The 12,200-nt window shown below is 40.3% G+C and carries 13 protein-coding genes; 10 read left to right on the top strand and 3 right to left on the bottom strand.

Annotated elements, in window-relative coordinates; all coding sequences use genetic code 11:
- The first annotated feature begins 165 nt into the window (after window positions 1-165).
- Complete coding sequence (locus QWT69_RS07100; protein ID WP_317970365.1) at window positions 166-543, top strand: hypothetical protein; 378 nt, start codon at window positions 166-168, stop codon at window positions 541-543.
- Window positions 544-940: 397 nt separating this feature from the next.
- On the opposite strand, the gene QWT69_RS07105 is transcribed toward QWT69_RS07100, so the two are convergent.
- Window positions 941-2,317 (bottom strand): IS4 family transposase, encoded by a 1,377-nt coding sequence (locus tag QWT69_RS07105; RefSeq protein WP_317964784.1) that lies wholly within the window; start codon window positions 2,315-2,317, stop codon window positions 941-943.
- 593 nt (window positions 2,318-2,910) lie between these two features.
- Here QWT69_RS07105 and QWT69_RS07110 point away from each other — a divergent pair.
- Window positions 2,911-3,474: a hypothetical protein gene (locus tag QWT69_RS07110; RefSeq protein WP_317970367.1), complete on the top strand. Its 564-nt coding sequence runs from the start codon at window positions 2,911-2,913 to the stop codon at window positions 3,472-3,474.
- A 171-nt stretch (window positions 3,475-3,645) separates the two neighbouring features.
- Here the strand turns inward: QWT69_RS07110 and QWT69_RS07115 are convergent, their stop codons facing one another.
- Window positions 3,646-4,029, bottom strand: coding sequence for a rhodanese-like domain-containing protein (locus QWT69_RS07115; protein ID WP_431312326.1), 384 nt, complete (start codon window positions 4,027-4,029; stop codon window positions 3,646-3,648).
- Between the two features lie 107 nt (window positions 4,030-4,136).
- On the opposite strand from QWT69_RS07115, the gene QWT69_RS07120 reads away from it, so the two are divergent.
- Window positions 4,137-4,973 (top strand): lipoate--protein ligase family protein, encoded by an 837-nt coding sequence (locus QWT69_RS07120; protein WP_317970369.1) that lies wholly within the window; start codon window positions 4,137-4,139, stop codon window positions 4,971-4,973.
- Between the two features lie 173 nt (window positions 4,974-5,146).
- Window positions 5,147-7,702, top strand: a complete 2,556-nt coding sequence (locus QWT69_RS07125; RefSeq protein WP_431312343.1) for a vitamin B12-dependent ribonucleotide reductase — start codon at window positions 5,147-5,149, stop codon at window positions 7,700-7,702.
- A 59-nt stretch (window positions 7,703-7,761) separates the two neighbouring features.
- On the opposite strand, the gene QWT69_RS07130 is transcribed toward QWT69_RS07125, so the two are convergent.
- Window positions 7,762-8,742 (bottom strand): DUF1385 domain-containing protein, encoded by a 981-nt coding sequence (locus QWT69_RS07130; protein WP_317970373.1) that lies wholly within the window; start codon window positions 8,740-8,742, stop codon window positions 7,762-7,764.
- Window positions 8,743-8,920: 178 nt separating this feature from the next.
- Here QWT69_RS07130 and QWT69_RS07135 point away from each other — a divergent pair, with 178 nt between their 5' ends.
- The 6 genes from QWT69_RS07135 to QWT69_RS07160 all read left to right on the top strand — a co-directional run bounded on the left by QWT69_RS07135 (window position 8,921) and on the right by QWT69_RS07160 (window position 12,199).
- Entirely contained in the window at window positions 8,921-9,346 is a 426-nt protein-coding gene (locus tag QWT69_RS07135) for a hypothetical protein (protein WP_317970375.1), read from the top strand.
- A gap of 66 nt (window positions 9,347-9,412) precedes the next feature.
- A complete protein-coding gene (aroQ, locus tag QWT69_RS07140; protein WP_317970376.1) occupies window positions 9,413-9,859 on the top strand; it encodes a type II 3-dehydroquinate dehydratase in 447 nt (148 codons plus the stop codon).
- Window positions 9,856-10,914, top strand: coding sequence for a M24 family metallopeptidase (locus QWT69_RS07145; RefSeq protein ID WP_317970378.1), 1,059 nt, complete (start codon window positions 9,856-9,858; stop codon window positions 10,912-10,914). The genes aroQ and QWT69_RS07145 overlap by 4 nt, the downstream gene beginning before the upstream one ends.
- Window positions 10,915-10,936: 22 nt before the next feature.
- Window positions 10,937-11,494: an elongation factor P gene (gene efp / locus QWT69_RS07150; RefSeq protein WP_317970380.1), complete on the top strand. Its 558-nt coding sequence runs from the start codon at window positions 10,937-10,939 to the stop codon at window positions 11,492-11,494.
- Between the two features lie 118 nt (window positions 11,495-11,612).
- Window positions 11,613-11,822 carry a SpoIIIAC/SpoIIIAD family protein gene (locus tag QWT69_RS07155; protein ID WP_317970382.1) on the top strand — a complete coding sequence of 70 codons (210 nt, stop codon included), beginning with the start codon at window positions 11,613-11,615 and terminating at the stop codon, window positions 11,820-11,822.
- Entirely contained in the window at window positions 11,801-12,199 is a 399-nt protein-coding gene (locus tag QWT69_RS07160) for a hypothetical protein (RefSeq protein WP_317970384.1), read from the top strand. The genes QWT69_RS07155 and QWT69_RS07160 overlap by 22 nt, the downstream gene beginning before the upstream one ends.
- Window position 12,200 lies beyond the last annotated feature (1 nt).

The raw sequence follows: 12,200 nt of genomic DNA on the forward strand, positions 1-12,200 counted from the left end.
ATAAATTAGGAATCATACGCTTTAAGTGACGAATAATATTATGTATAAAACAGATTAAACAAACAAGTCACTATATACTACAAAAACTGTCGTTTTAGGCTCTAGACGGCTCGTATTACCGCGTCATGGCAGTAAGATGAATGTTATTATATTGGAGGTTGTTGGATGGAAAAGAAATGCAAAAGGTTTGGATTGGCAGCTCTATTTTTATCGCTGTTGCTATATGCATGTGAAGGGAATCCGATGTCTCTAGACGACTGGTATTCAACTGACGCAGAAGAGCTTTCTGTATACGTCTACTACGACAGCTTTGAGCAAACAGAAGAAACGGCTATACATAACAAAATCACAGAACATTTATCTCCCGTTCTTAGAGGTAACGTAGCAATCACTGTTCAGCACGACCAAACGGAAGAAGCTATAGATATGTTTAAGATTGTAGAGTTTCCTACAATTCTAGTGTTCGATAATGAACGGTTGCTATTGCAAACGACCGATTTTCAACAATTTGAGGATTTCACCAAAGATTACTACTCGAATTAAACGGAAGGGCCAGATAAATTAGTGACCAATTTGTTTCTTGCGAACTAATGCTTACTGTCCAACGCACGATGTTCATGGAGTATGACTTTTCCAAGCGAAGCTCCGAGACTTTTCAGCTTCTGCACTCTAAGCAATGGAGAGTAGTTATTATAAAGCACTTATTCAAGAAAGGGGCTATTTTGTTGCATATAAACTGTTACTTTCCGTTCCGGCGCACGCTTTCCGGAGGGCGTGGCTTGAGCCCATAGCTGTCAACTTAAGGACTTGGAGTAAATCTTCCATTATTTAAGCCGGACTGAAGATAAAATAGGTTTGCTCTTTGAAATTAGGGGAATTGAATTGTTGAGATGTTGAGACTACAATTTTCCTTTTTTAGCGAGAGGGTTGATTGTTTTCTCTAATTGAATTGAAGGCGTTGAAGGGCTGTTCCTTTGGATGACTTTGGTTTTCGGGCAGTTTTGATGAGTAGCCTGATTGCCAGACACAAAAAGTCCTTCAACGCCCTCTTTTTGTGGATAAAGATTCGATATAACTTCGGCAAGAATTCTATGGCTACAGTGCGTACGGCGATCATCTCGCTGATTTCCAACTGTTCTTCATCCCAAATGACATTACGCAGTTGATAAGCTATCAGTTGGCTGATGATGATTGCTAGAAGTGTTCCATAAAGATGACAGAGCCACCGTTCTTTCTTCATCACCTTGAATTGATCCACACCGAGGTAGGATTTCCATGTTTTAAAACATAGTTCGACGTGCCATCTCAAACGATATAATTCTACCAACTTTTTTGCGGGAATGGATTCAGGCAGATTTGTCATATAAACTGTTATGCCCGCCAGGTCACTTACAACTTTCTTAGGTTTCTTTCCGGATTTGGTAGTGCGCCGGTGAATTTTTTTTAAGCGGTGCTGCCGTTGAGTTTCATCGTGTGAAAACACAATACAACGGGCTGGAAAATGGGAGTCCCTACCAAAATGAACTCCCTCAAGCTCCAAATATTCACCAGGTTCTAGATTTTCACAAAGCTTTACCAGGTCAATTCGTTGATACAGGCTACTTTGAACCACTTTTCCGTTTTGATGATAAGCAGGAAAAGGGTTTTTGAATGCCAGATAGGCATCATTTCTTAGCTTCGTGATAAAAAAGCCTCCGTTTTCCTGCATCTGGCCAAATTGTTCAAAACTGAAATACCCCAAATCTTGCAAACATAAATCATGGTCGTTGATGTAAGCTAAACGTTCAGCACCCTTTCTTGTATCATTCACACGTTGGAAATCAATATCTAAGAACGTAGTTTTACCTGACAAGATATCGTACTCATATTGAATTTTCACAGATTCCTGCTCTGTTTTAACGGCTCGTTTTTTCAAATGATCTGGTACTTCGATAGCTGTCGCATCAAGCACGCGGATGCTTAGAAATGGGAACGGGTCTGCAGAAGAATGAGTAGGAACGTGTTCTAGGAACTGATGATGTAGAATCTCTTGGACAAGGCGTCGAAGAAACAGTGCGGCTTCTGGGGTAAACTTCTTATCTAGGGCAGTTCTACTGATCAGGATATCTTGTTCAATGACTAGTTTTGAACAGAGTTCCTGAATAGAACATCCTGCAAAGTTCCCGTGAAATTGAAAGAGTAGGGCAAGAAAATCACTTGCAGTAACGAGACGCTTTCTTTTAATAAAACCTGTTTCCTTCGCAATTTCATCTACACGTGTTGGTTGGATACTTTCAAAAAGCTGTTCAAGAAGTTGAGTTGTCTGAGATGTAGTCATGAAAAGAACTCCTTTCCAAAAGTTGTTGGTAATTATTACATACCAACATTTCGGAAAAATCACACATTTATCTTAAGTTGACAGCTATGGTGGCTTGAGCCGCTTCCTTCGCTGCGCTCCGTCCAGGGTCTCAAGACGCACGCTGATCCTCTTGGAGTCGGCGCCTGCACTTCAAGCAACGGAGAATAGTATCTATAAAGCTAATTCTAGAATCGGGTCAGATTAAGGATTTACAAAAGGTAGGGAGGAACTTATGAAAAGTAAAAATAACAGCAAACGGAAAATTATTCAGTGGATTGCATTTGGAATCGTAATCCTTACTTGTCCTAAAGTTAGTGTTATTGAACATAGGAATTGCCTCTACATCTAGCACAATTGACGCTTTAAATTTGGGTAGGATTTACAATAGGAATTATTTACTTTTAATTTCTTATCTTTTACCTAAGAACATCCAAAATAACAGTACACATTCAAACTAACGGGTTGTTATAAAAAGAAATTGCATCCACATCAAAAACGGAACATACACTTGACGGGGATTGTTGCAACTGAACTGGATACGCTAAACCTAAATCTAGTTTGGAGTGATAAAATTGAATATATCTAAACCTCTTCGATTGGTTTTATTAAGTGTACTAATATGTGGGGTGTATTATGAAACAGTACATGCAAAAACGAACGATCCTCCTCCTTCCTTTGAAAACGAAATTAGTAAAGGAAAACAACTCACTCCGTTAGAAAGCCAATTAATGTCTTTCATGACGGGTTTAATGGTCACCGAACCAAAACAAGCAGTTGAATTGTGGATATTAGGTGTAAATAATCGGAGTGGTGCTGTACAATATGCAACGTTGTCCCCTTCGCTTCGAAAACAATCAAGAAGTAAATTTGGACAGACTCATTGGATAACAGGTCAGTCAAGCCCTTCGGTTAGTAACTTCCATTTTACCAAAGTAGAAAAACTTAGCGAATCCAAAATGCGGTATACCGTTGAATACGATTTATGGGCATCCTATGGCGATTTTGGTGGTGGAGAGAAGATAATAATCGTGGAAATGAATTTACAACCATTTAAAGAGTATTGGTTTATTTCCTCAATAACAACGAAATATAATGAATGGGAAGCATTTACCTCAGCCGAGACAGTTTTAAAATAAAATAATGCAGTTAACAATCCGACTAAAAACGCAAGTAACCATATTCCCGCAATAGAGTGCATTCGATTGTGGAAGAATCCTATACAAGTTTGAACAATAGAATTTAGCATGCAAAAACGCACAGGTTATTCTCTGTGCGTTTTTCTGTTGCTTCTTTACTGAGAATCGAAATTATTTGCTCTTAACTTTGCCTGTCCATGTACGGAAACCGCCTTGGAGTTGGTATAATTGTGTGTAGTCTTTCTTCTTCAGAAACAGGGCTGATCTCGAGCTCTTTCCTGTATTCTGATCGTATAGATAAACGGGCTTGTCCGGGCGTATTTCCTTATAACGCTGACGGAATTGGGAATAGGGAATATTTCGTGCGCCTAAAATATGGCCTGCTTCAAATTCTTTCGGTTCCCGCACATCGATTAATTGGGCTTTCCGATACCCTTCTATAAATTGCTCTTGTGTTAAATTGCTCACAGCTTTACGGAGACGTAGCATCGTAATGACAAAATATGCAATGACGACAACTGCGATGACTCCAAGAATATACCAATTAGTATTCACAAACACTTTCCCCTTTCTTTCTCTACTCTCATTATAAAGAATGAGTAGCACATGTTCAATGGGAATGATAAAATGAAAAGCATTGTGGGTAAAAAGGGGGCAATGCAATGGCGAAAACAGAATGGCTTTTCATTAACTCGGGAAAATGTTCCCCATCTTATAATATGGCACTTGATGAAGCGTTACTTGAATGGCACAGCAGAGGGGAAATAGGTCCAGTACTCCGATTTTATGAATGGGAGCCTGCGACTTTATCAATTGGCTATTTTCAACGTGTACACGATGAAATTGATATGGATGCTGTGAAAGAAAATGGTCTAGGATTTGTTAGACGTCCTACTGGTGGTAGGGGTGTCCTACATGAACACGAACTTACATACAGCGTTATCGTGACAGAAGCTTATCCTGATATGCCCGAGACCGTGACAGAAGCTTACCGGGTCATATCGGGCGGATTGTTGGAAGGTTTCAGGAATTTAGGTCTTGAAGCAGAGTTTTCAGTTCCTGTAACTGCAGAACAGAATGCTGGATTGAAAAAACCAAAGAGTGCAGTTTGTTTTGATGCCCCGAGTTGGTATGAATTAGTTGTCGAAGGTAAAAAGGTCGCTGGAAGTGCCCAGACGCGACAAAAAGGTGTAATCTTACAACATGGTGCTATCTTGCTTGAATTGGATGAGGATAAATTAGTTTCTCTGTTCAAATTTGATAGCGAAGATAGCAAAAATCGGATGAGAAGAAGTCTGCCGGAAAAAGCAGTTGCCATAAATCGATTGACGGATCGTAAAATTTCAATGGAAGAGTGCATAGATGCCTTTTCCCGTGGGTTTGAAACAGCGCTATCCATTCATCTAACTCCCTATGAACTGTCTGTTGAACAGCAGCTCTATATAAAGGAAATTGAACACAAGAAATATGCCAATGATGACTGGACTTATAAAAAGTAAAAATGGGAGATCCGTTGAACTTTTAGTGTGAAACTAACATGGTCCAGCTTTTTAAATAAAATACAAAGTGCATCATATTGAATGATTAATCAATATGTAGTATAGTGTTAACTGAATAAAATACAATATGTTGTGTTGTTAGAGCTTATTTATTGGAGGTAGAGAGAGTGGTTATTTTTTCAAATGAACAGACACCGGTATTGGACAAGCAACAACTTAATCGAGATATAGAACAATTTTCACAAGTACATCCCATTACAAATGATATGAGTATTGTCCATAGTGGTGTTTCACGTCTTGTAATGATTGATCGATATTCATTTAAAGACACGGAAAAGAAAACATTAAAAGTCGGCGATTTCGTCGTTTTGACAGTTAAAGAAGATCCGAAGTTCCCTGCACGAGGCTTAGGTTTCATCAAGTCATTGAACAAAGATAAAGGCATTGCTGAAATCTGGATTGAACAGGAATATCGGTCGTCGCTTGATAATCCTGAAGAACAGGAAACAGGGGTTATTTCTCGTCCGTTAGAAGTAATAGAGAAGCCGCTAGAAGTGTTCTATGAACAGATTGCGAAAAGGAATGCTACGGGTTTATCAAGTGTGGAGAAAACAGAAGAAAAGCGGAAAGAATCTTTCGAACGCTTTTATAATCAGTTGTCAAAATTGAATTTCATACCAGCAGGCAGAGTATTATATGGAGCTGGTTCAGAAACAGAAGTAACGTTTTTTAACTGTTACGTTATGCCTTTTGTAGCTGATTCTCGCGAAGGGATTTCCGATCACCGTAAGCAGGTAATGGAGATCATGAGTCGTGGTGGAGGAGTAGGGACAAACGGTTCTACGCTAAGACCAAGGAATACATTGGCACGTGGAGTGAATGGCAAATCATCCGGATCGGTTTCTTGGCTGGATGACATTGCGAAATTGACGCATCTTGTCGAGCAAGGTGGATCCCGACGCGGTGCGCAAATGATTATGCTAGCAGACTGGCACCCGGACATTTACGAATTTATCATCTCGAAGATGCAGAACCCAAGAATTCTACGTTATTTAATAGAAAATACTGAAGACGAGCTGATTAAAAAACTAGCAAATGATAAATTGAAATTCAAACCGCTTACTTCTCAAGAAGAAGCAATGTATCAAGGTATATTAAACTATCGAGCAATTGCTGGGATGGGTGGATTCAACGAAGCCATTATGCGGGATGCTGAGATGAAGTTAAATGACGGTGGTACTTATTCTGTCCATAATCCAGAATTTTTGAGTGGAGCTAATATATCAATCACGTTGACAGATGATTTTATGAAGTCTGTTGAACTGGATGGCGCACATGAACTACGTTTCCCTGCAGTTGAGTCGTACTCCGCTGACGAGATGAAAGTTTATAATGAGCAATGGCATGAAATCGGAGATGTGCGTGAATGGGAACGCCTTGGTCATGAAGTGCGTGTTTACCGTACAATCAAAGCACGAGCATTATGGGATCTCATTAATATTTGTGCGACGTATTCTGCAGAACCGGGTATTTTCTTTATCGATAATGCTAACAACGAAACGAATGCGAAAGCATACGGACAACAAGTCGTAGCGACGAATCCTTGCGGGGAACAACCGCTTGCGCCATATTCTGTTTGTAACCTTGCTGCAGTAAACCTTGCAGAAGTTGCCGATAAAGATTCGAAAACAGTGAACTATGAAAAACTGAAGGAAATTGTCCAAGTTGGTGTGCGTATGCAAGACAACGTAATCGATGCAACGCCTTATTTCCTAGAAGACAATAAAGTGCAAGCATTAGGTGAACGTCGGGTAGGACTTGGCGTTATGGGGCTTGCAGACTTACTTATCTACTGTGAAAAAGAATACGGATCTCCTGAAGGCAACGAACTTGTTGAAGAAGTTTTCAAGACAATTGCTACGACGGCTTATCGTGAATCAATCGAAATTGCTAAAGAGAAGGGAAGTTTCCCTTTCCTAATCGGAAAAACGGATGAAGAAACACAAGCTTTGCGTAATGCGTTTATCAACACTGGCTTTATGAAAAAAATGCCTGAAGATATTCGTGAAGGTGTGCTTGAATATGGTATTCGTAACTCTCATCTGTTGACAGTCGCGCCGACGGGATCTACAGGTACGATGGTAGGAGTTAGTACAGGGCTAGAACCATATTTTTCTTTCTCTTACTATCGTAGTGGTCGACTTGGAAAATTCATCGAAGTAAAAGCAAGCATTGTTGAAGAATACCTCCAACGTCATCCTGAAGCGAATCCAGAAAACCTGCCGAAATGGTTCGTATCATCTATGAGTCTATCTCCTGAAGCACACGCTGATGTCCAGTGTATCATCCAGCGCTGGATTGACAGCTCGATTTCTAAGACAGTGAACGCACCGCGCGGTTATTCTGTTAAACAGGTGGAAAGTGTGTACGAACGTCTTTATAAAGGTGGGGCGAAGGGTGGTACTGTCTATGTGGACGGTAGCCGTGATTCGCAAGTTCTCACGCTGAAAGCCGAAGAGAACGTTATGGAAGAAGAAATGCAGGAAGAGGTTATTGAACAGCGGAAAGTTGTTTTGATTAACACAATTCAAGATTTGCGTTCAACGAATGTCACAATCGGTTCTGAAGTTGGAAACACTTGCCCAGTATGCAGGCAAGGAACGGTTGAAGAGATTGGTGGTTGTAATACATGCACGAACTGTAATGCGCAGTTAAAGTGCGGGTTATAAAACGAAAAAGAGTGGCGGCATGAGTATTTCCATGCCGCCACTCTTTTATTGTTTTATAATCAGTTAACTGTCGCTGTGTTCTGGTGAACTACTGCGTCAGTCGATTTCAGGATTTCAACATTTTCAATACCTTGCTCTTCAATTTCTAACAATTTGTTAAAAGAAGCAATCGCTACTTGAACTTGATCGTCATCAGGTTCTTTTGTTGTTAGTAATTGAAGCCAAAGCCCAGGATAACCTAGGTATTTCAATACTGGGATATTCCGAAGACCGTTCGTAAATTGTAGTACTTCAAAGGATACACCAATAACGACAGGTATTAATAAAATTCGATTCACAATACGAAGCCAGAAAGGATCATATGGTACGAAAAAGTAGATGAACATACCGACAATTACAGTGAAAAGAAGGAAACTGCTTCCACATCTATAGTGAAGACGGGATTGGGATTGAACATTCTCTACTGTTAACGGCAAACCATTCTCATACGTATTGATTACTTTATGCTCGGCTCCATGATATTTGAACACACGTTTGATAAGTGGAGTCATCGATATGAGTGAAATATAGATGAGCAGCAGGGCAAGTTTGAAGAAACTCTCCAAAAGTATCTGTGCGGTCTTGCCAGGTGCCATAAATTCAAGCATTTGCGCTAGAAAAACCGGTACTAATGTAAATACAAATTTACCGAACAGGAATGATAAAACCCCAATTGCGGCTACACCGATAATCATACCAAGCTTTGAAGTCTCTTCTTCAGATGGTTCCACTTCTTCTCCAGGCATAACATCATAACGCTCATTTGCGAATGTCAGATGGCGGGACCCAATTCCGGCTGATTCCACTAAAGCGACAATGCCGCGGACGAAAGGGATTTTTTTCAGTTTAGTGGAGATTGGTTTCTGTTCTTTCGGCACATAGAAATAATCGAGCGAATCATCTTTTCGTCTGATGGCTGTAACTGTATGGTTTTTGCTGCCGAACATAACACCCTCTATTAAAGCTTGGCCCCCATATGTGGGCGGTTGTTGTTTACTCATCTTTTCGTCAACACCTTCTCTTTTCGAATAGCTACTGATCATTACAAAATGAATCTGTACATCTTTCAGTATAACAAATTTCCTATCTTTATAGTGTACAAAAAAACGATTATCTTCACCATTAAAAAGGTTTAGAAATATCATTAATTCCCGACACTATAGTGCAGGAGGGATGACTATGCTCAGTAAAAATTCGATTTGGACATCCGGCGTGGCGGCGATCTTCACACTATTTTCTTTGATAGCACTGGAGTTTTTTAATTTTATAAAATGGTCTCCGATCGGTTGGGGAAAGAAATGGCTGTTATTTGGTTCTTCCCATGATTGGTGGAAGTGGACAGCTCTTTTAATCTTAATCCTACTCGGCTATATGCTGCTTTATGGTCTATCGCATTTGGCAAGTCGCATTCCACCTTCAATAACAGCTATCGCGATAAGTATCATTGCTGCGGCTTCTATTGAATGGATTATTTTTTCCCCTAATACACTAATGGAAGGGATAAGGTCGCTTTCCATTCCTTTCTTTTCAATCCTGGCAATCGTAAGCAGATTTGTGACCGGGACTGCGGTATATATGAAAAAATCTTTCAGCTCAAACATATAAATAGGTTGCGACAATGGAACGATATGATAAAATGAGAAAGATAATGGTGAGGGGAATGGTGCGACTTTGAAAGTACTCGTGCTGAACGGACCGAATTTAAACAGATTAGGGAAAAGGGAACCGGAAATCTATGGCGCAGAGACCTTGCAGGATATCGAAGTAAAACTGCGGGAAATTGCGGATGAAAAACTTGTGGATCTGTCATTTTATCAATCAAATGTAGAAGGTTATCTAATCGATAAAATTCACGAAGCACAAGATATCGGTGTTGCCGGAATCATCTTCAATCCGGGTGCGTTTACGCATACAAGCATTGCCCTAAGGGACGCAATAGCTTCGGTTGATGTGCCTGTCATTGAAATCCATATATCCAATATACATAGTCGGGAACCTTTCAGACATACATCAGTCATTGCTCCGGTCTGCATAGGGCAATTATCGGGTTTTGGCACGAATGGTTACGAGCTTGCACTCCATGCATTCCTTCTCCGTAGAAATGGGGTAAAGTTATGAAACTGGCAAAATTACGTGAAACATTTAAAGAGAAGGGGATAGATGCTCTTCTAGTCACAAATTCGTATAATCGACGTTACATTACTGGATTCACAGGGAGCGCGGGAGTAGCAATTATATCCGCAACTGATGCTGTATTCATTACTGATTTCAGGTATACGGAGCAGGCGGCGGTACAAGTGAAAGATTTCCGCATTGTGAAGCATGAAAAGACGATTATCGAAGAAGTAGCGGCTCAAGTGAAAGACATGGGGGTCAAAACGCTAGGTTTTGAAAAGGACGATCTTTCTTATGGGATGTTCGAAATGTATGATGGGAAAGTAGATGCCGAGTTAAAACCTGTTTCAGGGCTAATCGAGAAATTGCGTTTAGTGAAATCTGAAGATGAAATAGAAGTGCTTCAACAAGCTGCAAAAATAGCCGATGACGCATTCGCGCATATTTGTACATTCATTAAAGCGGGTGTAACTGAGCTGCAAGTTTCAAATGAATTAGAAATGTTTATGCGGAATCAGGGAGCCACTTCATCATCATTCGATATTATTGTAGCCTCTGGCGAAAGAGGAGCATTACCGCACGGTGTTGCTTCAGACAAGGTCATCCAAACAGGCGAGCTTGTAACACTCGATTTTGGTGCTCTTTATAATGGATATATTTCTGATATTACGCGTACAGTAGCAGTCGGTGAGGTTTCAGAAAAATTAAAAGAAATCTATGAAGTAACGCGTTTTGCCCAAGAACTTGCTTTAGAAAAGATTAAACCGGGTATGACTGGAATAGAAGCTGATGCGATTGCACGCGATCATATCAAATCAAAAGGTTACGGAGAAGCATTTGGGCATTCAACCGGACACGGAATTGGATTGGAAGTGCATGAAGGTCCGGCTTTGTCATTCCGTTCGGAGACTAAATTGGAACCAAATATGGCAGTTACAGTCGAGCCTGGAATCTATCTTCCAGGAATTGGCGGTGTTCGTATTGAAGATGATATCATCATTACGGAAGCTGGAAATTACCGTCTGACACAATCGCCAAAAGAACTTATTATCCTATAATGAATTAAATGGAGGAACACCTATGATTTCAGTTAACGAATTTAAAACAGGTCTTACAATTGAAGTGGACGGCGACATTTGGCGCGTCATTGATTTCCAACACGTTAAACCAGGTAAGGGAGCGGCATTTGTCCGTTCGAAACTACGTAACCTTCGCTCAGGTAATGTGAATGAAAAGACATTCCGCGCAGGAGAGAAAGTTGAAAAGGCGCAGATTGATAACCGCCGCATGCAATATCTGTATGCAAATGGTGATGAGCATGTCTTTATGGATAATGAATCATACGAGCAGATTGAATTGCCTTCAACTCAGATTGAAGAGGAATTGAACTACTTAAGAGAGAATATGGAAGTGCATGTTATTTCTTATAAAGATGAAATTCTTGGCGTCGAAGTACCGACGACAGTCACTTTAGAAGTTACAGCAACAGAACCAGGCATTAAAGGAGATACGGCAAGCGGTGGGTCTAAACCTGCAACACTTGAAACAGGTCTTGTCGTACAAGTTCCATTCTTTGTAAACATCGGTGATAAACTGATTATCAACACAGATGAAGCTGAATACGTCTCGAGAGCATAATAAATAACGATAAAATCGTCACAACCTATTAACGGTTGTGGCGTTTTTTTTATCAATAAAACTTTTCATATTTCAGCATTCCGCTTCATAAGTTGTTATATGAAGGGGGAAACCCGAAGTGGAATTGAATGATTTATTGCGAATTGCCGGTATAGGATTGGTCTTAGGGTTTTTGCATGTCTTCTTTGAGCAAACCGGTAAGAAGGAGTTTTCTTTCTTTCTCTTCTTCGTGGCCTATATTTACATTGCCGCTGAAATGCTCCGTTTCCTAAGAATTTTCTTTTCGGAAATCGCTGAGTTCTTTCAATGGCTGTCACTGGCCATCTGATGGCAACGATTTTCCAACTCATTGTCGTCTATCTTCTTCTGCTTTTAGTAACATTCGCTTCCAAAAGCTTGCAACCTATCATCTATGCCGCCCTGTTCTTCATCTTTCTGTCTTATGTGTCGGTGTTGCTCATTATTCCATTTGGAAGTACGTTAATCGACATGTTCGCGCCTCTGCCAAGTCCTTATGTGAAGCTGATCATCGGAAGCGTTTTTCTGTTCTATGTATCGGAGCTAATTGTCAATCATATAAGTGAGGCTGGATACGGATCGATTTCAGCAATTGCACAAATCGCAGTCAAAATTGCCGTTATTACGCTATGGCTGCCTCATTTATCACAGATGATTGAAACATTATCCAGACTAATCATTAAATGAT

This window comes from Sporosarcina oncorhynchi (assembly GCF_033304615.1).
Lineage (GTDB): Bacteria > Bacillota > Bacilli > Bacillales_A > Planococcaceae > Sporosarcina > Sporosarcina oncorhynchi.